Source organism: Sulfitobacter sp. (assembly GCF_039977885.1).
Taxonomy (GTDB): Bacteria; Pseudomonadota; Alphaproteobacteria; order Rhodobacterales; family Rhodobacteraceae; genus Sulfitobacter.
The window spans coordinates 606248-628257 of record NZ_JBDWCI010000012.1; the positions used below are offsets into that span (position 1 = coordinate 606248).

Sequence of the window (22010 nt, forward strand, 5' to 3'; positions counted from 1 at the left end):
GCGAAAAGAGGAATTCCATGACGATTATCATTACAGGCGCAAGCCGGGGCATTGGCGCGGCTTTAACAAATCATTACCGCGAGGACGGGCAACAGGTGCTCGGCACCAGCCGTTCACCCACAGCCGATATTACGCTGGATGTCACCCACCCTTCAAACCACAAGGAAATGGCAGAGGGGCTTGGTGATACGCCGGTTGATCTGTTGGTGTGCAATGCGGGTGTATTTCTGGATCGCGGTGACGATCTGGAGGAGGGCTTTGGCGCGGATGTCTGGGCACAGACCTTTGCAACGAATGTCACAGGTGTGTTCCTGACCATTCAGGCGTTGTTGCCGAACCTGCGACTGGCCTCTGTTCCGCGGATTGCCATCATCTCGTCCCAGATGGGTTCAAGCGAAAAAGCCCCCGGAGGCAGCTATATCTACCGCGCTTCCAAAGCGGCAGTGACCAATCTGGGGCGTAATCTGGCGACGGATCTGAAATCAGAAGGCATTGCTGTGGGCATCTATCATCCGGGCCATGTGAAAACCGATCTTGGCGGCGAGAACGGCGCACTTACGGTTGAGGAATCGGCGGCAGGGCTGGTCGAGCGTTTTGCGGCGCTGAGCCTTGAGACCACCGGCTGTTTCGAAACATGGGACGGGCGTGCGCATCCTTTTTGATATTTTAACTGCCCAAAACCGCGCAAAGGTGCTGTGATCCTTGCACAGTTTCGCGCTGTGGCGTAAACGCTGCGCGAAACGCAATAAGTGCGAGGGTCTGATGCCGGTATTGGTAATGAAATTTGGTGGCACATCTGTGGCCACACTGGACCGGATACGCCGCGCGGCCAAACGTGTGGGCGTCGAGGTTGCCAAAGGTTATGACGTGATTGTCATTGTCTCGGCTATGTCCGGCAAAACCAACGAACTTGTTGGCTGGGTCAATGAGACAGGTTCGCTATATGATGCGCGCGAATATGATGCCGTTGTCTCTTCGGGTGAGAATGTGACCGCCGGTCTGATGGCGCTGACCCTGCAGGAAATGGACGTGCCTGCGCGCAGCTGGCAGGGTTGGCAAGTACCGGTGCAGACGACTTCTGCCCATTCCGCCGCGCGGATTGAGGATATTCCACCCGAGAATATCATGGCAAAATTTGCTGATGGTATGAAAGTTGCCGTGGTCGCCGGTTTTCAGGGGGTGAGCCCCGAGGGACGCATCACCACGCTGGGGCGTGGTGGATCGGACACGACCGCCGTGGCCTTTGCGGCGGCCTTTGGCGCAGAACGCTGCGATATTTATACTGACGTTGATGGCGTCTACACCACGGACCCACGGGTCGAAAGCAAGGCACGCAAGCTCGATAAGATCTCTTTTGAAGAGATGCTCGAGCTGGCCAGCCTTGGTGCGAAAGTCTTGCAGACACGCTCGGTCGAGCTTGCGATGCGCTATAAGGTCAAACTGCGCGTGCTGAGCAGTTTTGAAGAACAAAGCGACGAAGCCGGAACGCTCGTTTGCGACGAGGAGGAAATCATGGAAAGCAATGTTGTAGCAGGCGTGGCGTTCAGCCGCGATGAGGCGAAAATGACGCTGGTATCGGTTGCGGACCGCCCCGGTATTGCGGCCACGATCTTTGGCGCGTTGAGCGACGGTGGCGTGAACGTCGACATGATCGTGCAGAATATCGCCGAAGAAGGCCGCACGGATATGACATGGTCATGCCCTGTGGATCAGGTTGCCCGTGCGGATGCCGCGATGAAAAAGGCTGCTGAATCTGGTGTGATCAACTATGACGAGTTGATTGTAGATGAAGGCGTGGCCAAAGTGTCGGTTGTAGGCATCGGTATGCGCAGCCACACAGGTGTGGCCGCCAAGATGTTCAAAGTGCTGTCGGATGAGGGCGTCAACATCAAGGTCATCACCACTTCCGAGATCAAGATCAGCGTGCTGATCGACCGCAAATACATGGAGCTGGCCGTGCAGGCGCTTCATGATGCGTTCGAGCTGGACAAGGCAGCCTGAAGCCTTTGTAAGGGAGTGCGCTAAAGCTTCGCGTTTGCCGTGCAATTGGCTCTCCCCATCAGCGCGCCAAGGGGCTATAGTAAGCCGAAGCAAAAGCTAGGATCAGGATGCCAGAACGGACACAAAGCGATAGCCGTGCGCTGCTTGGGCGTCTGCGTGACACCATGGCCGGAGAAACAGCCGGCCAGGCCCGTCTTGACAAGATCACGCATCTCATCGCGACTTCTATGGAGAGCGAGGTCTGTTCGATCTACCTTTTCCGTGATGAGGACACGCTTGAGCTGTGTGCGACCGAGGGTCTGAACAAAGACGCTGTCCACCAGACCCGCATGAAAATGGGTGAGGGGCTTGTTGGCCGTGTGGCCAAGCGCAAGCATGTGATCAACACTGCCAACGCCCCGCAAGCGCGCGGTTTCCGCTATATGCCCGAGACCGGCGAAGAGATTTACTCAAGCTTTGTTGGTGTGCCGATCCAGCGGCTGGGGGACACGCTGGGCGTTCTGGTTGTGCAATCCAAGGTCGCGCGCGAATTCGTTACAGACGAGATTTACGCATTGGAAGTTGTCGCCATGGTTCTGGCCGAAATGGCCGAGCTGGGTGCGTTTGTTGGCGACGGCGCTGCTATGACGGCGCGCCATAGCCAGCCGGTGCTTTTGCGCGGTACAGTCGCGCAGGATGGCGTTGCCGAGGGCCATATCTGGCTCCATGAGCCGCGGGTGGTTGTTTCGAATCTGGTAGCCGATGACCCAGAGGTCGAGGCCCAGCGTTTGAGCGAGGCAGTGGATAAGCTGCGCCTGAGTGTGGACCAGATGCTCACCATGTCTGGCGGCGATAAGGACCAGCAAGAGGTCATTCAGACCTACCGCATGTTCGCCAACTCCAAAAGCTGGATGAGCCGGATGCAAGCGGACATTGTTCAGGGGCTTTCTGCCGAAGCTGCTGTGGAAAAAGAGCAATCGCTTGCGCGGTCGCGCATTGGGCAGTCGTCGGACAGCTACATGCGTGAACGATTAAGTGATCTAGACGATCTGTCGAACCGACTGCTGCGTATTTTGACAGGGCAGGGTAGCGATACAGGGGCAGAGATGCCTGCCGATCCGATCCTCGTTGCCCGCAACATCGGTCCGGCGGAGCTTTTGGAATATGGGCGCTCGCTGCGCGGTATCATCCTCGAGCAAGGCTCCGTCGGGAGCCATGCGGCGATTGTGGCGCGCGCATTGGCCATTCCTTTGATTGTACATGCGGCGCGGATTACCAATGATGCACTGAATGGTGACCACGTGATGGTGGACGGTGAGCAGGGGATTGTTCACCTGCGGCCTGCAGAAAATGTGGCCTCGGCCTTCCGTGACAAGATCGCGATGCAAGCGGCCGCGCAGGAACGCTATAGCTCGATCCGCGATAAACCTGCCGAGACGAAATGTGGTGCCGTTATCGGGATGCATATGAATGCGGGCCTGATGGCGGATTTGCCCTCGTTGGTGAATTCCGGCGCTGAGGGTGTCGGGCTGTTCCGGACCGAGCTTCAATTCCTTGTCCGGAACCAGATGCCGCGCCGGTCAGAGCTGAGCGGGTTGTACAAACGCGTCTTGGATGCGGCCAATGGCAAACGTGTGGTGTTCCGCACGCTTGATATCGGGTCGGACAAGGTGCTGCCCTATATGAAACCCAACGACGAGCCGAACCCCGCATTGGGCTGGCGCGCGATCCGTGTGGGTCTGGACAAGCCGGGTATCATGCGGATGCAATTGCAGGCGCTGATGCGCGCCGCTGATGGTGGGCCACTCACGATCATGTTTCCCTTTGTCGCGCAATTCGAAGAATACCGCGCCGCCCGTGCCGAGATCGACAAAACCCTCGTCCGAGAGGCTCGTCTGGGCCATAAATTGCCGTCATCAATTGAGGTTGGCGCCATGCTCGAAACCCCGAGCCTTGCCTTTGCGCCTGAGAAATTTTTCGAAGAGGTGGATTTCCTTTCGATCGGGGGCAACGATCTTAAGCAGTTCTTTTTTGCAGCCGACCGCGAGAACGAGCGGGTGCGCCGCCGGTATGATACGCTCAACGTCAGTTTTCTGACTTTCATCGAAGGAATTGTAAAGCGTTGCGAGGCGACTTCGACACCGCTGTCGTTCTGCGGCGAGGATGCTGGGCGCCCTGTTGAGGCGCTGTGTCTTGCTGCGATTGGCCTACGTTCGATGTCTATGCGCCCTGCGTCAATCGGGCCGGTCAAAAGCGTCCTGCGCCGTGCAAATCTGGATGATGTTTACGACGTTATTAACACCGCAAGGGAGTGCGGTGAAATGTCGGTGCGTGGTGCGGTAATGGATTACCTTCGGAAGAATTACTGAGTTTTGAAAGTAATCATATTTTCAACAGTTTGTGGGTGATTCTTGATGTGGATAGTTCGCCTTTAGGTGAGTTCTGAGACTGGGCTTTCGCACAGGTCAAGAAGGGAAATGATGCCTCCTATTGTGGGAATTTGTCGGTTTTCATTTGTTGGGCGTGGAGATTGGGTCGCGTTCCGCGATGGTGCGGTTGACCATACGGATGCGACCTTTCGGCAGGCCCGTGCGGAATTGCTTTATGCGCCGGAACGAATGGAACGCCGCTTTGCTACGTTGGAGCATTTGTTAATCAAATCCATCCATGCGCAAACCGAAGATAATTTCATCCTTTTCATTCTGACCTCGGATTTGATGCCAGAGACCTACCGGATGCGGCTGCGTTTGCTGACATTGGCCGAACCGAAAATCAGAGTGATCTATTCTTCGGCTGATGATGTGGATGCAGCAATCGTTCCCGAGCTGAACAAGCTGACAGACGCCCATGGAGAACGGTTGGTTCAATTCCGGATTGATGATGACGATTGTCTGACCCACACCTATGTCGAGACTTTGCATGACATAACCAACCGGTTTTCCGGCATGGGCGGATTTGCGTTTTCTTTCCCGAAAGGCGTGGTGACATCGTTTTACGAAGACCAAGCGCCCCGACACTACAAGATAAACCAACCGTTTCACAGCGCCGGTGCCGCCGTGAGACCGGGGCAGCGAGGGATGAGCCTGTTTAATTTCGGTCATTTTGCCCTGATGAAACGGTTCAATTCATATCTTTTCAACGATGGTTATGGTCATTTTTCCACAAAATTGGTCGATCAGGATTCCCTTAGGATTGACGCGTCAGAACAAGGCGGGCGTGACCATGAAAAGATCGGTTTTGATGAATTTTCCCAGATTACAGAGCGGTTCTTCCCGTTTCTGGAGGTAAAACAGGTTCTAGATGTTCTAGCCGATCTGAACTGAGCTTGTCTGACTTAACGCTTTGGTAGCGATCCTTTGCAAAGATATGGAAATCATATTTTGAAGGGGCCGGAATGAACCTGTATCACTGTGCGATTGATCTACGTGACACATCCAAGGCGCTTGCCTTTGCAGGGGCTGTAGAGGGTTGGATGGAGCATCTAAAGACGAACGGGATGATTGAGTCGTGGCGATTGTGCCGGCGAAAGCTGGGATTTGGCGCGCCGCAATCGCGGGACTTCCTGCTTGAAATCGAGGTTCGGGATATGTCCCAGCTGGATGATGCATTCCGCTTTACCGGCTCAAGCGAGGCGGGGGTGGAGCGGTTATATACGACTGTGCATCAAATGGTGGGCGAGGTGGATGTGGCGTTGTACCGGCCTTTTCCTGATCCGGAACGGGCGGAACGCATGGCGCTTATCTAGGGTTAACGTGTCAGGCGCAGCTCTCCACCAGAAATTGAGATATGGCCCCATTTTTCGAGATACCCCATCCCGAGTAGCGATTGGGTCATGTCGCCATCATTGACAGAGGCGCGGACGTTCGTGTCCGTGATGTTCCCCAAACTTACAGTGTCTATGCGTACGGGCGCTGTGCGTACCTGTCCGTTAGCGGTATTGGCGATGCCAATGAAACGCAGCGTGTCCGGATCCAAGCCAGCCCGCCGTGCATCCGAACGGGTTAGAACCATATCGGTCGCGCCGGTATCCACCACAAATGGAATGCGGGCGCCGTTAAGCGTGAGAGTGAGGTAATAGTGGCCATCGGGCTGGCGGGGGGTAACGATCTGCCCATCGCCCAGTTGAAGCATCTGACTGTTCAAGGTTTGGCGTTGCACATCATTCCAAAGCCCGTAGGCGGCAATGGCGCCTACAAAAATGAACCCCCAAACAGCGGCCATTTGCAATGTTTTGCCCATGTTGTTTCGGCCTGATGCCAAAAACCAGCTGCCCACAGCACAGCCGAGCAGTACAAGATATATCAGGCTTGCGATATTGTCAGAGGTCATTGGCTACTCCGTTCAGTAACCACTCATATAGGATCGGCAGCTGCTTTATCCAAGCGAGGTTACAAAACCGAATTCGGCCAGACCGTCGAGCACGAATTGTACAGAGAGCGCGGCAAGTAGCATACCCAACACACGGGTAATCACGTTGATCGCCACTTTGCTAAGTGCATCCTCGAGCAAGGTCGACAAGCGCAACATGACATACATGATCAGCAAAACCACCGCCGTGGTGCCCAGAACTGTAATCAACCCTTCACCGCCGGGCTTTTGCCCGACAAGCAGAATAACCGAGGCAATCGCCCCCGGTCCGGCAATCAACGGGATGGCCAGCGGAAATACGGAAGGGTCGTCCTGTTCCAGCACCTCAGGTGTTTCCGAGCTGTCCTCACGCCGTTTGGTGCGGCGTTCAAACAGCATGTCCATCGCGGTCAGAAACAACAAGATTCCCCCCGCCACGCGGAAGGCGGCCATGGAGATTCCGGCAAAGTTCAGCACCGCTTTGCCAAAGAAGGTGAACAACACAAGAAGGAAACCGGCAACCAGGATTGCGCGCAAGGCAATCTGACTGCGCTGTTTTGCGGTCATATCCGGTGTCAGGGCAAGGAAAATAGGGGCAATAGCAATAGGGTCAATGACCACAAACATCGTCACAAAAGCTGCGACCATATAGGCAGTATCAATCATCATGCTTGCGCTTTCTCTAGTTTCGACGCCGCATCCATCCAGATGGTTTCAGCCCGCTCCAATGCGGCCATCACCTCGGCGTATTTCTTGTTCCACACTTCCAGTTCGCCGACTTTTTCTTTTTCGTAAAGCGCCGGATCGGCAAGTTTCTTGGCGAGTTTATCGCGCATATCGTTAATTTTTGCTACCCTTGCTTCGGCGGTGCGCACTTCAGAGCGTAGCGCAATGATGTCTTCGCGGCTGGCGCGCTTGGGTTTGGGGGCTTCAACCTTGGGGCGCGCGTTTTTGCTAACCGGTTTCTCTACGGTCAGCAGCATCTTGCGGTAGGCTTCAAGATCGTCCTCATAGGGGGTCACGGTGCCGTTTGAGACAAGCCACAAACGATCCGCCACCATCGACAAAAGGTGCATGTCGTGGCTCACCAGAATGACCGCACCGGAATAGCGCGTGAGGGCCTCCACCAGCGCCTCGCGACTTTCGATATCAAGGTGGTTTGTCGGCTCATCGAGGATCAGCAGATGCGGCGCATCCAATGTTGCCAACAGCAGCGACAGACGCGCCTTTTGTCCGCCGGACAGGCGGCCCACAGCGGTGTCAGCCTGATCTGGCCCAAGGCCAAAACCCGCCAGCTGCGCGCGCAGCTTGGATTGCATCACGCCGGGGCGGGCAGTGATCATGTGTTGCAGTGGCGTTTCCTCGACCACCAATTCGTCCACTTGGTGCTGGGCGAAAAAGCCGATGCGCAACTTGCTGGAATTGGTGACCTTGCCATCAAACAGCACCAGACGGTTTGACAGCAGCTTGGACAGCGTTGATTTACCCTGACCGTTTTTGCCCAGCAGGGCGATCCGGTCGTCCTGATCGATGCGCAGGTTCAGCTTGGACAACACGGGATTGCCTGCGTCATATCCGGTTGAGCCGCCCTCGATGCTGATGATCGGCGGGGACAGCTCATCAGGCTGCGGGAAGGTGAAAACCTTGCGCGCTGCTTCTTCCGGCGGCGTGATTGTCACCATTTTCTCAATGGCTTTCATACGCGATTGGGCTTGTTTCGCTTTGGACGCCTTGGCCTTAAAGCGGTCCACAAAGGCCTGCATATGCGCTTTGGCCGCTTGTTGCTTTTTCGAGGCCGCAGTCAGTTGCGCGCGTTTTTCCGCGCGCATTTTGGCAAACTGATCATAGTTGCCTTGGTAATAGGTGAGTTTTTTATCCTCAAGATGCAGGATGCCGCCCACAGCGCGGTTCAGCAGGCCGCGATCGTGGCTGATGATGATGACGGTATGCGGATATTTGGCCAGATAGTTTTCCAGCCACAGCGCGCCTTCAAGGTCCAGATAGTTGGTCGGCTCATCGAGCAGCAAGACGTCAGGCTGTGCGAAGAGCACGCCCGCCAAAGCCACACGCATACGCCAGCCACCAGAATAGGCCGAACAGGGCTGTTGTTGGTCGTGATCGTCAAACCCGAGACCTTTGAGGATGCTCGCGGCGCGGCCCTCGGCTGACCATGCGTCAATATCGGCCAGTCGCGACTGGATTTCTGCAATCCGGCCCGGATCTTTGGCGGTCTCCGCTTCCTGCATCAGAGCGTGGCGTTCGACATCGGCCTCAAGCACGGTGTCGATCAAAGAGGTCTCGTTCGAGGGGACCTCTTGGGCGATGCCGCCGATTTTGGCGCGCGAAGGCAGGATGATCTCACCACCGTCGAGCCCCAATTCTCCGCGGATGATGCGGAACAGGGTGGTTTTGCCCGCCCCGTTGTGGCCGACAACGCCCACTTTATGACCTTCGGGAATGACGGCGCTGGCCTCTACAAACAAGGGGCGGCCTTCGACGGAATAGTTGATCTCTGATATACGTAGCATAGGCGGGGTGTGACTGATGTAGGGCTGCGCGTCAATCGCCGCTTTTCATGTGCATGGACCCATGCTAGGGAGCGCCCAAATTAACACCATATTGGAGACGACCCATGGCTCTTGAGCGCACATTCTCGATCATCAAACCAGACGCAACAAAACGCAACCTGACCGGTGCGATTGTTAAGAAATTCGAAGACGCAGGCCTGCGCGTTGTCGCATCCAAGCGCATCCACCTGTCCAAAGCGCAGGCGGGCGAGTTCTACAAAGTACACGCCGAGCGTCCATTCTATGACGAACTGTGCGAATTCATGGCCTCCGCGCCAATCGTTGCACAGGTTCTGGAAGGCGAAAACGCCATCGCGAAAAACCGCGAAGTTATGGGCGCAACCAACCCTGCAGACGCAGAAGCCGGCACCATCCGCGCAGAATTCGCTGAATCAGTTGGCGAAAACTCGGTACACGGTTCCGACGCACCAGAAACAGCAGCCGAAGAAATCGCATATTTCTTCTCCGGCCTCGAGCTGGTTGGCTAAGTTTCTCAACAATTGAGAGACAGTTAAGGGTCGCCTCTGGGCGGCCTTTTTTTATGGGGAGGCTGTGGTTGGGTCGCGATGTCGGTGCACTAAAGTCCGCAACAAACCCAAGCTAACCGATGCTGCACTATGTGTGGATAGTCGCTAAGCCGATCTTCGAACGGCTACGTAGATCAGTTTCTTCGTTGCCGCATGTTCTATTTGCTGCGACTTGCATAATTCCTTCTCTCACCTCTAATCTTCGGGGTTCTCTATCCATAGTCGATAGACCTGCTGTATGCTTGGCCTTTGCAAAACTTTATCGGCGATCCGTTTTACATTTGGGAATTCGACTATTGCTGGATGTCCCTTTGCAGGACGCAGCCAGGTGGTGAGCATGAAGAGGTAGATATCGACTGCACTGAACTGATCCCCAAGAAGCCATTCCTTGTCGCCGATTTGTGTGTCGATAACTGCCCAAGTCTCCCGCAGCCTTCGGTTGCCGCGCTGTTGCGCACTTGGTTCATCCTCGGGTGCATCAACAAACCGATCAGGGTAATACGTGAGCTGAAAGGCGTTTTGCACCGAGTTGGAAAAGTAGACCAACGTTTGCAGAAATACCGCGCGCGCTGGATCGTCTATTGCGGGTGCCAACCGTGCCTCGGGATGACGATCGCCCAGAAACATCGTAATGGCTGCAGCTTCGTACATCGCACCATTTTCCCAAAGCAGAACCGGAACCCAGCCATTGGGATTCACTGCAAGCTGCTCTGGCGGTCGCGACGTAACCTTGTCTACTGAAGTTTGAATAAGCTCATAGGGCACACCAATTTCTTCCAACAAAACTCGTATGCCCATTGAGGCACTTTTTGAAGAGTAGAATAGTTTATACACGACAAGTCTTCCCGAAGCATTTAGGCTACTTGTCTAGTTGTTCGTGCAGATACCACAAGAAAAACCTTCTTTATCAACGAGTTTACGAGCGCCGGTAAAACATTAACGCTGGCCTTCGAAATCTGCCTACCTCAGCGCAAGTTCATTGCCAAGAATTTGTATTCAAAACAAAGGGCTCTGTGCAGAATTCTTAAGGCAGAGTTTTTTGTGGTAACGCCCAAAAGCGGCCTTCGGAGCGGGGCTGGTGAATGTCAGAAAAGTCCGCACAACTGACATAAGCATCAACAAAGCACCTGTTCCGCCAGATCTACCGCAACAATCCCATATCGCTGCCCATTTCCATTCCGGGGAAGATTGATGTTTCCAGCGTTGAGGCGGGCAGGCCGTATTGGCTGTGTAGCAACCATCCCAACACGCTACGCACGTCGCGGGTGGGCATCAGATCGCGCCGATCATAGAGTTGGGCCTCTTCCAGACCGGGCCAATCGCCTATTACACGCCCCCCGCGCAGGCCGCCGCCTGCCATTACCATCAGCCCGCCTGTGCCGTGGTCGGTCCCGTTGGTGCCGTTGATTTTTGCTGTGCGGCCAAATTCGGTCACCGCAACGACGGTGGTCTTGTTCCAGACCGGCCCGCCGACTGTCGCCTGAAGGGTCAGGATCGTCTGTGCCAAACGCTCAAGCGCTTTCGCGAGGCTGACATCCTGGCGTTGATGTGTGTCCCAGCCGTTGATCGAGAAAGAAGCGATGCGTGTGTCCTCGCGCAGGCGTTTACCGGCAAAGCGGGCGATCTGCTGTTCGAGGTTGCCATCTTTTTTGGTGGCCCTGTTGGCATTCACCAATGCGGCTTTCTTTTTGTCACTGGCGGTCACGGCAACCGGATCACCATCGCCGTCTGCAATGCTCAGAGCTTGGCGGAAGGCGGTGTCAAAGGCGGGGTCTTCTTTCATGATCAGCTCGGCCAACCGGATGGCTTGCGGGCTGAGGACAAGGTCGCTGGTAGGAGACCAGCGCTGCACAGGGGCAGGGCCGGTCAGCACCGCGAGTTGTTCCTGTCCGATCCCATAGGCGGATTGGGCCGAGCTGTTGGGCAGGTGTTGCAGAACGCGGTTGAGCCAACCGTCACGGGGCAGCCCGCCTGCGCTGTCTGTAATCCCTGCCTCGAGCAGATCCTGACCGTCGAAATGGCTGCGTTTATCGCGGTAGGGGGTGGATACGGCATGGGCAAAGCCAAGCTGGCCCTGGTCCCAAAGGGGCAGCAAGGGGCGTAAGGCCGGATGCAAAGCAAAATAGCCGTCAAGATCTACGGCACCGCCATCATCCTTTAACCCTGCGTCCCCGCGCAGGGCAGCGTAAGCAGGATCACCGTAAGGCCGCACCACGTCCAATCCATCCATGCCTCCGCGCAGCAGGATAACCACCAAACGGTTATCGCCCGGGGTTGCCGCAAGACTAAGCGGTGTGAGCAGGGGGCTTGCTGCCAATGAACAGCCCAGAAGGGCTGAGCGACCCAGAAACGCACGGCGGTTGAGCTGTTCGATCATATCATCAAGTCCTCTGAAAGGCCGGAGACGCAAGTACGAGCCCGACCCCGTCCCAGCGGCTTTCGGCAGCCTTGGCCGCAAATTCGGTAGCTGGTGTGGTGAAAGGTCCGAGGGCTGTGGTCACAAAAGCACGCGGATCAGGGGGGACGGCCATTAGCTGTTGTGGCATGGTCACGGCCCACTGCAACCGCGCGGCAATACCTTGCGGGATGATCCATGCCGCATCCTCTTCGGGAAGGCCGTCGGGGCCGTTCGGTTTTTCCCACACATGGCCCATCTGGACCATGGGCTGAACGAACAGGCGGCGCATTTTACGTTCATCGAGCGCGCCAAGCGCGTCGGGAGGCAGGGCAAGTGCCCGCAGAGCGGATGCGACGAAGTTGAAGGCGGGTTTTACATTGGCCGGTGCAGGTGACCATGCCGCAGGATGATCCAGCAGGGCTTGGGTCACCGCGGCCAGATCGCCGTCTGTTTCCAGAAAACGATTTTCGAGCGCAGCTACCAGATCGGGGTCGGGCGTGTCAGAGATGAAATGCACCGCCAGCTTTGATGCAATATGGCGCGCGGTCGCCGGATGACGGGCCAGATCACGCAGCACGGTTTCTACGTCACGGATATGCGGGTTTTTGGTGCCGCCATACGCCGTTCCCATAACGGTTTCTGATCCGGGCTCGGCGAATTGTTTGCGGAATTTCAATTCCATTTCCCGCGAATGGCTCAGACCGGTAAACAGCTCAGCCAATTCGCGCACATCGACCTGATCATAAGCTGCGCTGACCCCGAGCGTGTGTAGCTCCAACACCTCGCGTGCAAGGTTTTCGTTAAGCCCTTTAAGGCGTCCACCCTTGGCTGCCTGAACCGAATTCTCCCCGACCGAGCGGTCCTGATCAAGGTAATGGATCATCAAGGGATGCAGGACCGAGGCCAGAAGCAGGTCTTCGAAACGGCCCAGAATACGGGGGCGGATGGCTTCTTCGACATAGGGAGAGGCCGCGCGCCGGATCACACCGGCCTTTCCTGTAGCCGTGAAATGATCAGCCCAGAAAAGGGTCAGCCGCTCCCGCAGGGGGCTGTCCGTCCAGACCCAGCGATTGATATGCTGGCCCAGCCATTGTGCCTGTGCAATGCGGGCTTCTTTATTGGTTACGCGGATAGATTTTTTCGCGGCCATTGCCTCGGGTGAGCCGCGATTTTTTTTCCTGAGTTTAACTTGTTCGACCACGTGGGATACACGCCGGGTGAAGGTGTCAAATGTCTCGATGGGGAATCGGGTGGCCGCCGTGTCGGGGCCTGTTGCCGCCGCGATCATCTGATTTGTGTCGGTGGGGCCAGAGACCACAGGCGATAGGCCACAGCCAAATCGTAACTCCGCAATTTTTGAATCAAATGGCATGATCGCGCCCCCTTACCGTCCCTTCATATATAAGCCGCTGCCGCCGGAAAAAGAACAGCTGCGTTATAGCGGTGGACCTTCCAGTAGCAATAAACCGCCGGAAGGTGTCAGGCTTGGTTTTTTTCCGACTTGGCGATCGCTTTTTGTGCGGCGCGATAGGACAATGGCAGGGAGGCCAGATAAAGCACATTGACCGTAATCAGCGCGGCCCAAGGGTACACCATAAGGCAAACAACCAGCACAACAGCGCTAATCAATGCGATTGGCAGATAGCTTCGCTTGATGCTTGCGTGTTTGATCGAGAATGTGGGGATCGTGCTCACGGCGAGCAATCCTACACCGATGATATAGATCGCGCGTAAAATGGGCCAATCGGTGTTCTCCCAGCCGTTGAGATGCATGAATATGGGCATAAGCGCCAAACATGCGAGCGCGGGGGCGGGCACACCTGTGAAATAGTCATGTTGCGGCGTTGGCGCATCAACGCCGCGCAGGCTGAGGTTGAACCGCGCAAGCCGCAGCGCACAGCAAACAGCCAGCACCAGTGTCGCGAGCCAGCCAAGGCTGGAATATTCGGTGCCGATATACAGCGTGTTATACAGCAACATGCCCGGTACAATGCCGAAGTTAAAGAAATCTGCCAAAGTATCCAGCTCTGCGCCAAAGGGGCTGGCAGTATCCAGAAAACGCGCCAGCTTGCCATCAGCTGCATCCAGAAACACAGCCAGCAGGATGAAATACAAGGCCGTTTCGATATGACCATCAAGGCTCATCCTGACGGCGGTCATGCCGGCGCAGATGGCAAAAACGGTGACAACGCTGGGCACGATATGGCGCAGCTTGACCTGACCGTTGCTGCTCATTCGGGCAGGCCTGTACGGGCCGTTTGGGGGCCTTTGAGGTCAGCAAGGATTGTCTCGCCTGCGACGGCTGTCTGGCCGACTGTCACCAGCGGTGCGATGCCTTCGGGCAGATAGATATCAAGGCGGCTGCCAAAGCGGATCAGCCCGAAACGACCACCCGCTGCCAATGTGTTGCCGGTGCTGACAAAACAAACGATGCGGCGCGCGACCAGGCCTGCGATCTGGACCACACCGATGCGGACACCTTCGGCGGTTTCGATCGTGACATTGTTGCGCTCGTTGTGAATGCTTGCCTTGTCCAGCGAGGCATTGAGGAATTTCCCGTGGTGATAGGCCACCTCGACCACTTTGCCAGCCACAGGCGCGCGGTTCACGTGGCAGTTAAAGACGTTCATGAAAACCGATACCCGCGTTAGCGGCTCACCCCCCAGCCCCATATCCTCAGGCGGCGTAATTTTTTCAATCAGTGACACCACACCATCGGCAGGCGAGATCACAAGCCCCTCTTGTTGCGGGATCATGCGCACAGGATCGCGGAAGAAATAATAACACCAAACGGTCAATCCGGCACCCAGCCAGAACAGTGGCATCCACAGCAGGCCAAGCAGGATAGAGATGCCCGCAAAGGTAGCGACAAATTTGCGCCCTTCCTTATGCATGGGCACCGCAACGATTTTGAGCATATTCATGGCGTATCTTTCAGTCTGTTCGGGGCAATAAAGGCAAAGCCGTCCATCAAGGGTCTGACCCTGTGCGGGGTTTCACCCGCATCAACGGCTATCATAATGTCCTGTCACTTGCGCTGCAAATGGTCAACGCTGCTTTTGCTTGGGTAAATGTGCCACTGATATGATTAGCCGGTGTATTCGACGGGATTTGCAAGGGCGAGGTATGGAAAGATAGATGTCAGCAGATTTGTAAATGGTCGAGGGGTGGGTGGCGACATGTTGTCGAGCTTGAGCTTCCGTTCAAGCAATTCTGGTCCATGGCGTCTTGGAAATCCGAAGTTTTTCATCATTAAACTTGCGTTCATAGTGATGGCGGGTTTTGCTGGTTTGCAAATGGGGCAGGCCAGCGCGACGCAGACTTCCTTGCTTGCTTGCTTTGGAGTGTTCTGCTGGAAGCGGCCTGCGGGAAAAAAGAGATGCGGGTATCATGGGGGTTGCGAAGCCAAAGTCCGGTCCAAGCCCACTTTGACAAATGCCGCAGGGGGTACGAAGGTCCGCTTTACCAAGGTCACTAAGATGATAAGCGTGCAGCAGACGTCAACTTCGCGATCATCAATTGCCTTTGCGATGCAAATTGCGCAGGTGCTAACGGAGATATAGTCTTGAACGTTACGGTAGAACACCGGCCCCAAAACATCACCCGTGGGGTCGTGCTGATTGTCTTGGCAGCACTTACGATTTCGGTTCAGGATGTCATCTTCAAGCTGTTCAGCAGCAATCTGACACTTTGGCAAATATTTGCGTTGCGTGGCGTCCTGGCCGTACCGCTGCTTCTATCAGTGAGTTGGATGCGCGGTGCACATAAGGGCATCCTGCGCGCCGCCTTTGGAAAATGGCCTTTGTTACGCGCGCTGTTTATCACGACAACATTTCTGGCGTTCTATGCGGCCATCCCGTTCATAAGCCTGTCCACGGTCGGCGCTGCAAACTACATCGCTCCGATCTTTGTGACACTACTTTCCGCCTATGTCATCAAAGAGGCCATCGGACCTTTGGGTTGGATCGGCGTGTTGCTTGGTTTTGTGGGGGTTGTCATTTTGTTGCAGCCCGGCTCGGATGCGTTCTCACCCTGGGCCCTGCTGCCGGTCATGGGCGCGGCCTTCTATGCACTGACCCATATCACGACGCGTACACGATGTCAGGGCGTTCCTCTCGCAGCCCTTTCGCTATCGCAGAATGCTATGATGTTGCTGGCCGGTATCGGGGTCAGTCTTCTTCTGATTTTTCTAAAGCCGCATGGCGAGATGGCTGCGACCTATCCGTATATCTTTGGGGAATGGTCAGCCGTTGCTGCAAAGGATTGGCTCGTCCTTTTGTTGCTGGCAGGATTTGCCATAGCTGTTGGCATAATGCTGGCGGGAGCATATCAAGCAGCGCCCCCATCCACCGTTGCTACATTTGAATACAGCTATCTCGTCTTTGTTGCCGTGTGGGATATCTTGTTTTTTGGTATCGCCCCGACCCTCGCGTCGATCACAGGTATGATCTTGATCGTCGTGGCGGGGCTATTGGTTTTGCGACGTTAGGCGAACCCGTGCGCGACCGGCATTTTGACGAAAGCGGACCTAGGCGCATTGCAAACCACGGGTAGCTTTGTCCCTGTGGTTCTAACCCATCGCCGCGATTTCTTCATGGGCATGTGCTCCGCTTTGTGTTGCGCTTGCGATCTGGAGTCTTAAGTCATTGATTTGGAAGTAAGTGGCGGAGAGACAGGCCGTATAACAAATTTAATAACTATATGAAGAAATTGTATTAAAATTACAGAATTATATTCTGTACCACATATTGAACCTCATCACCGCCTTACTACAAAAGCGCGGCTCTACTTTTTTCACCTTTGACCTGCCGTATGAGTAGGGTAAAATTTTGCAAAGTTGGCGGAGACCGGACCTTAGCTGCACCTGCAAACATTTTTTGCAGAGCGGTGAAAGCGGCCATTCGGAACTCCGAAAGCCTTACCAATCATGCTGCGCTAGCCATTAAGGTCAGCTATGCGCAGATAGCGACCTTTGCAAAGTTTGTGTCGCTTCCCGACACAGGGCCTTCGTGCAGACAGCGGCGAACAGCAGATATGTGCACGATGTATTAAATACTGAGCGCTGTACCGATATCTTCTTTGGTGGTTCGGGTTATTTTACGTTAGCTATGGCAAAAATCATGAGTTAGACGAACACTAAGAAGCAGGGCTGATTAGTTTAGTTAGACCGTGTGATCCACCGGCTTTCGCAATGTACGCCACTCCGAATGGGGAACATGATGACAAAAACTATACTGCTAACCGGTGCGAGCCGCGGCATCGGCCATGCAACGGTAAAGAAGTTCACGCAAGAAGGGTGGCGCGTCTTAACCTGCTCGCGTCAAGCATTCGATGACAATTGTCCTTGGCCGGGTGGGCAAGAAAATCATATCCAGATTGATTTGTCTGATCCCGCAGATACCATTAACGCAGTCGAGATCATCCGAGACCGTCTGGACGGTGATGAGCTGCATGGCTTGATCAACAACGCGGGTGTGTCGCCCAAGGGTCCTGATAATACGCGATTGAATACAATGAATACCGATCTCATGGACTGGGGAAAGGTTTTCCATGTTAATTTCTTTGCGCCTGTTGTCCTGTCCCGGGGGTTAAAGACAGAACTTATCAAGGCTAAAGGGTCCATCGTAAATGTGACTTCGATTGCAGGGTCACGCGTGCATCCTTTTGCCGGTGCCGCCTATGCAACATCAAAAGCAGCACTTGCGGCCCTGACACGGGAAATGGCGCATGATTTCGGACCATTTGGTGTCCGTGTTAACGCAATTGCACCCGGTGAGATTGAAACGTCTATTTTGTCCTCCGGCACCGAAAAAATTGCAGAAAAATTGCCTTTGCAACGGCTGGGAAACACCAACGAAGTTGCAGACGTGATATTCTTTTTATGTTCGGATGCATCTTCTTACGTCACCGGTACAGAGATCGAGATTAATGGCGGACAACATGTTTAGACCGACCGGTTCTTCTATCGAATTTTAGAAATGAAGGCATGTTTGTTTTGTCGTTGCGGTTAGGACCGTTCAGGTGAACCGGTAAAAGGGGGACATTGGTTCAATCGCAGCGAAAGCTAACTTCGTCCGCCCAGCTGACCTCCAGAACCTTTTAAAAAGTTGTTTGTGTAATGTCTTGCCAGTTTTGTGAATCCGCGTGGCCGGACCAGACCAGGATGGCTATGCTGCCGACCGATTTTTACAATCCATGATGCCCGAGAATATCACGCTTGCAGCTTTCAAAAGACTTATTTCGCTGTGCTTCCTCTGCCGCGTCCTTAGGTCTGGTCGGCGGCAGATAGTACTGAACGCAATTCGAATGGGCCTGACTCTTGATGCGTTCAATCGCGCATGTCGTCACATCATTGGAAGGCATCGGCAGGCTGCCAGTGGAGCACTCTCTACTATAATAAGCCAGTCTTTCCTCAGCGCTCGATCGCCAAAGGAACCAAGCTGGTCCCCCGATGCGATCTGGGTCCGGCGTGCTGCTTCCGCCACAATAACCGGTTGGGTTAAAGCACGGGGGTCGTTCGCTAATGGAGCAAGAGGCCATCGCGCCACCCAAAACGACGATGCCTGCAGCTATCCATATGGCTGTTTTCATAGATATCACTCTCGTTTGCGACCGGTTGACGTCTGTATGACCAGCCTATCGTGCTGGGCCAAGTTTGGGAAGTTGATCGCCCTATTGTTTGAGCTGACATCGTCACCGCCACAATACAGCTTGTTGAAAAGTTGAGTGCTTAGGACGGATGCCCTAAGCACTCAACCTGAGGCGGCCTCATGAAAGTTGGTTTGAGACCGCCTGAGGCATATCGCTTTCACAACAAGCTTGCAGTTTTAGGTACTGCTGCCGTCTACGTGATAGCGTTGAGCGTCGGCTGCGCCCTCAGACTGACCATGTTGGCAGAGCAAATACTGCGCGATGTACGAATGTCTACAATGACGAGCTGCGCTGCAGAATCTCGAAGAGACGGTAAATGGCCGGTTTGGGCCGTTCGCTTCGTCAGCACAAGCGGCGGAAACGTTCGTTTTAACCTGTGTCAGAAACGGTTAAGCTTTGGCAATATTGTGCTTTTGCATGCTGGAATGAGCGTAAAATACAGGACGACGCATTTATCGCAATAAGCGAGTTGTAGTGCTACAGGTTTCATGCCACCGTTCTGGCAATATTTTCCGTTTCAAACTTTGGTTATTCTCCGAGCACTAATACATGGCAGCGTTTAGTCACTCTAGAAAATCGCGACCTTTTTACTCCACCTTTTTGCTTTATCTTGCCATATTTTTCTCGCTGTCCGGAACCGTAGCTGTTGCAGCAAATGAACTCTATTTGACCACCGGCGGCCAATCCATTGCCCCTCTTGAAACGTTTCGTGACTGCGATGCCTGCCCCGAGATGATCATGCTACCGCTTGGCAGCTTTATGATGGGCGCACCTTTGGAAGAATCTGCTTTTCTCTATTCGCTCTGGGCTAAACCAAAGCCGGGGGTTGAACCCGGATATCCGCATGAAGGACCCGTGCATGAGGTTGAGATAGATATCCCGATAGCGATGGGGCGCAACGAGATCACTCGCGAAGAGTGGGTGGCGTGCGTGTCTGAGGGTGGCTGCTCTCATACGCCAGACCCAAGGATCTTGAAGTTCGGGGGTGGGTATTATTACGCAGATGATCCACGACACCCAGTGATGGATGTCTCGTATCTGGATATGCTCCAATATGTCGATTGGCTGAACGGTAAAGTTGGCGCGGATGTCTACCGCTTACCGACTGAAGCCGAGTGGGAGTACGCCGCCCGCGCAGGAACGCAAACCCGGTTTGCACAAGGCGACACGCTTTCGCCGGAACAGGCTAATATCGGTGTGTTCCATCGGCAGGGAAACAGAAGCGTGGCCGATCCAAACAACCGAAAGATGCCGGTCACGGTAGATGAACTTGACGCAGCCAATCCTTGGGGCTTTCGACATATTGCTGGGAACATCCTCGAACGCACGATGTCCTGTTGGACGGATGTACATTTGGCGCTTGCAACGTCTTCATCTTATCTTGCCGATGCGCAGAAGCATGCTGCTTGCCGTCGAGTGGCGAAGGGCGGCAGTCTAGGTAGCGGTGCTGACTACGCCCGCCCCGCTAATCGCGGTCACGGTAGAGAGAACCGGCGCTCACCGAGAACCGGCTTTCGAATTCTAAGGGAAATGTAGAAGAGAATTGTGACAGGCAGACCTCGGCCACATCAAAATGCTGCGCGATCGATCAACGTCCGCTTCGGGGAAGCTGCAGCGCAGCGTTGGACTTGCTCACGAATGACGGCTTTGGGCCGTGAGCGACTAACTAATGTGTGGTGCCTCAACGCGATGCTGCAAAGCGGAGAACGGCTGCTGTGAGCCCAGACTCACCAATGCTGCAAGATGTATGAATGGCGGCTCCAGTACCAAATTCCTCAGATCACAGCCTGAACAACCCGAGGCTTTCGACAACTTCTCGTTTGGTAGTATCTGTGCGACCTCGTGCGATCTCAGTACCTTTGCGAATTACGTCTAGGACATAAGCGGGGTCTTTCGACAACTGTGCGCGTCGTGTGCGAATAGGAGCGAGAAGCGCTTGCAGTATTTCGTCCAAGCGCTTTTTGACTGTACCGTCACCAAGCCCACCTTGTTGGTATTGTACCTTCATCTCCCCAACGACGGTCTTGTCTTGGTCAAATGCGTCGAGATATGCGAAGACGACGTTGCCTTCGATCTGTCCGGGGTCTTCCACACGTAAGTGATTGGGATCGGTAAACATCGCTTTGACGGCGGCACTAATTGCATCCGGTGATGCCGAAAGTGGAATTCCGTTGCCACCAGATTTTGACATCTTGGCTTTACCATCAATGCCAGGGAGTCGTCCGGCTTTTGGAATGACAGCGACTGCTTCGGGTAGCACCTTTTGATTAGCGGTTGTGTTGATCCGGCGCACAATCTCATTGGTTTGTTCTATAAGTGGCTCCTGGTCTTCGCCAACAGGCACAACAGTTGCTTTAAAAGCTGTGATATCAGCGGCTTGCGCCGCTGGATAGCATAGGAAACCCGCAGGTATGTCGCGACCAAACCCACGCGTCCGGATTTCATCTTTGATCGTTGGGTTGCGCTCTAAGCGGGAAACAGTAACAAAATTCAGATATAGCATCGACAGTTCGGCAAGCGCAGGTAAATGTGATTGCAGGCAGATCGTGGTGCGTGTTGGGTCGATTCCGACGGCAAGATAATCAAGAGCTACTTCCATCACGCTGCGTCGCACCTTTTCAGGATCATGAGCATTGTCGGTTAGGGCTTGGGTGTCTGCCAAAAGCAAAAATTGCTCATGACTGTCTTGGTACTTCAAACGGTTTGCAAGCGAGCCTGCGTAGTGGCCGATATGGAGCGGTCCTGTCGTGCGATCTCCAGTAAGAATGATTGGTTTAGTCATGAGCATGTCCTCGTTTAGAAGAGGTGCCGCAGGACGCATGGAAACAAAAAAGGCCGCCCAAACGGCGACCTCGGAATATATTACTGTCCAGTCGCCTTATGAGGAGACCAGCCACCAAAAATTAGAGATGATAATTTTGCTTTCCATGGGTTGGCGTGTAATCCTCATACTAAACTTGGTCAATCCCGCATCTCTCTCGTATAGTTTAATGCGCCTGAAGCGGACACTTGTACAATCGCAGCGAACGGCAGTAGAGTCCGCATAGCGGACGCCTGATCTCTCAAAATGCTGCGCCATCCATGAATGTCAGCTTCGGTGACGCTGCGATGCGGGTTCCGCTCTTTAGGTCAAGGTCGGCTAAGGGCCGTGAGTGACGCTACTTAGGAATGGCCAGACATCTGACGCCGCGATGCGGAGAATGGCCGCTAGGAGCCCTTCGTGACGCATGCTGCGCGGCGGGCAAATGTTAGCTCTTCCAAAGTGCTTGCTTTTGGCTGTTGTTTCAGCGATGAAAAAAGCATGGGTAGGCGATGGCGTCGCCAGCATATACATGCGAGCCCATTCCCCTTCCTGAACGCCGGGATTTTTCTTTGCTGCTGCGCAGTCGGGGAAGGTCACCTTCTTCGGATTGTGCTTTGGCATGATGATGAAGGAGCCAGAAATGGATCGTCCAGAATTTTACCGTTTTCATCAGGGTGAGAAAACCCTTCCCTTCGCACCGCAAGAGTACGCAGATCGCCTCTCACGTTTGAGAACGG

Annotated in this window: 17 protein-coding genes and 1 pseudogene; 9 read left to right on the forward strand and 9 right to left on the reverse strand. The window is 54.5% G+C overall.

The features are described 5' to 3' along the window. Positions 1–17 precede the first annotated feature (17 nt). The 5 genes from ABJM03_RS11335 to ABJM03_RS11355 all read left to right on the forward strand — a co-directional run bounded on the left by ABJM03_RS11335 (position 18) and on the right by ABJM03_RS11355 (position 5725). Positions 18–662, forward strand: a complete 645-nt coding sequence (locus ABJM03_RS11335) for an SDR family oxidoreductase (protein ID WP_348417543.1) — start codon at positions 18–20, stop codon at positions 660–662. Positions 663–762: 100 nt separating this feature from the next. Then, positions 763–2001 carry an aspartate kinase gene (locus tag ABJM03_RS11340; RefSeq protein WP_348417545.1) on the forward strand — a complete coding sequence of 413 codons (1239 nt, stop codon included), beginning with the start codon at positions 763–765 and terminating at the stop codon, positions 1999–2001. Between the two features lie 107 nt (positions 2002–2108). Further along, positions 2109–4349, forward strand: a complete 2241-nt coding sequence (gene ptsP, locus ABJM03_RS11345) for a phosphoenolpyruvate--protein phosphotransferase (RefSeq protein ID WP_348417546.1) — start codon at positions 2109–2111, stop codon at positions 4347–4349. Positions 4350–4460: 111 nt separating this feature from the next. Continuing rightward, complete coding sequence (locus ABJM03_RS11350; RefSeq protein ID WP_348417547.1) at positions 4461–5303, forward strand: glycosyltransferase; 843 nt, start codon at positions 4461–4463, stop codon at positions 5301–5303. Between the two features lie 71 nt (positions 5304–5374). Continuing rightward, a complete protein-coding gene (locus ABJM03_RS11355) occupies positions 5375–5725 on the forward strand; it encodes a DUF6614 family protein (RefSeq protein ID WP_348417549.1) in 351 nt (116 codons plus the stop codon). A 2-nt stretch (positions 5726–5727) separates the two neighbouring features. Here ABJM03_RS11355 and ABJM03_RS11360 read toward each other — a convergent pair whose 3' ends face one another. Genes ABJM03_RS11360 through ABJM03_RS11370 form a run of 3 tightly spaced genes read right to left on the reverse strand, consistent with a single transcriptional unit; the run spans position 5728 to position 8855 of the window. After that, the gene (locus ABJM03_RS11360) at positions 5728–6309 is read right to left on the reverse strand and encodes a TIGR02281 family clan AA aspartic protease (protein WP_348417551.1); all 582 of its coding nucleotides are present in this window, start codon (positions 6307–6309) and stop codon (positions 5728–5730) included. A 45-nt stretch (positions 6310–6354) separates the two neighbouring features. Next, the gene (locus ABJM03_RS11365) at positions 6355–6993 is read right to left on the reverse strand and encodes a MarC family protein (protein WP_348417599.1); all 639 of its coding nucleotides are present in this window, start codon (positions 6991–6993) and stop codon (positions 6355–6357) included. Then, the gene (locus ABJM03_RS11370; RefSeq protein WP_348417553.1) at positions 6993–8855 is read right to left on the reverse strand and encodes an ABC-F family ATP-binding cassette domain-containing protein; all 1863 of its coding nucleotides are present in this window, start codon (positions 8853–8855) and stop codon (positions 6993–6995) included. The genes ABJM03_RS11365 and ABJM03_RS11370 overlap by 1 nt, the downstream gene beginning before the upstream one ends. A gap of 104 nt (positions 8856–8959) precedes the next feature. On the opposite strand from ABJM03_RS11370, the gene ndk reads away from it, so the two are divergent. Further along, the gene (gene ndk, locus ABJM03_RS11375) at positions 8960–9382 is read left to right on the forward strand and encodes a nucleoside-diphosphate kinase (RefSeq protein ID WP_348417555.1); all 423 of its coding nucleotides are present in this window, start codon (positions 8960–8962) and stop codon (positions 9380–9382) included. Positions 9383–9616: 234 nt separating this feature from the next. On the opposite strand, the gene ABJM03_RS11380 is transcribed toward ndk, so the two are convergent. From ABJM03_RS11380 to ABJM03_RS11400, 5 genes and pseudogenes are all read right to left on the reverse strand, one after another. Next, positions 9617–10255, reverse strand: a complete 639-nt coding sequence (locus tag ABJM03_RS11380) for a glutathione S-transferase family protein (RefSeq protein ID WP_348417557.1) — start codon at positions 10253–10255, stop codon at positions 9617–9619. A gap of 307 nt (positions 10256–10562) precedes the next feature. Beyond that, positions 10563–11798, reverse strand: a complete 1236-nt coding sequence (locus ABJM03_RS11385) for a DUF1501 domain-containing protein (protein WP_348417559.1) — start codon at positions 11796–11798, stop codon at positions 10563–10565. 4 nt (positions 11799–11802) lie between these two features. After that, a complete protein-coding gene (locus tag ABJM03_RS11390) occupies positions 11803–13191 on the reverse strand; it encodes a DUF1800 domain-containing protein (protein WP_348417561.1) in 1389 nt (462 codons plus the stop codon). Between the two features lie 107 nt (positions 13192–13298). Next, on the reverse strand, positions 13299–14054 hold the full coding sequence (locus ABJM03_RS11395; RefSeq protein WP_348417563.1) for a phosphatidylcholine/phosphatidylserine synthase: 756 nt from the start codon (positions 14052–14054) through the stop codon (positions 13299–13301). Further along, positions 14051–14746 (reverse strand): annotated as a pseudogene (locus ABJM03_RS11400) (phosphatidylserine decarboxylase); the annotation flags it as partial. The gene ABJM03_RS11395 and the pseudogene ABJM03_RS11400, both read right to left, overlap by 4 nt. A 638-nt stretch (positions 14747–15384) precedes the next feature. Between ABJM03_RS11400 and ABJM03_RS11405 the strand changes: the two are divergent. The 3 genes from ABJM03_RS11405 to ABJM03_RS11415 all read left to right on the forward strand — a co-directional run bounded on the left by ABJM03_RS11405 (position 15385) and on the right by ABJM03_RS11415 (position 20006). After that, positions 15385–16308, forward strand: a complete 924-nt coding sequence (locus tag ABJM03_RS11405; RefSeq protein ID WP_348417565.1) for a DMT family transporter — start codon at positions 15385–15387, stop codon at positions 16306–16308. Between the two features lie 727 nt (positions 16309–17035). After that, the gene (locus tag ABJM03_RS11410) at positions 17036–17767 is read left to right on the forward strand and encodes an SDR family oxidoreductase (protein WP_348417567.1); all 732 of its coding nucleotides are present in this window, start codon (positions 17036–17038) and stop codon (positions 17765–17767) included. Between the two features lie 1252 nt (positions 17768–19019). Further along, a complete protein-coding gene (locus ABJM03_RS11415) occupies positions 19020–20006 on the forward strand; it encodes a formylglycine-generating enzyme family protein (protein WP_348417568.1) in 987 nt (328 codons plus the stop codon). Positions 20007–20250: 244 nt separating this feature from the next. Here the strand turns inward: ABJM03_RS11415 and trpS are convergent, their stop codons facing one another. Continuing rightward, complete coding sequence (trpS, locus tag ABJM03_RS11420; RefSeq protein ID WP_348417570.1) at positions 20251–21252, reverse strand: tryptophan--tRNA ligase; 1002 nt, start codon at positions 21250–21252, stop codon at positions 20251–20253. Between the last annotated feature and the right edge of the window lie 758 nt (positions 21253–22010).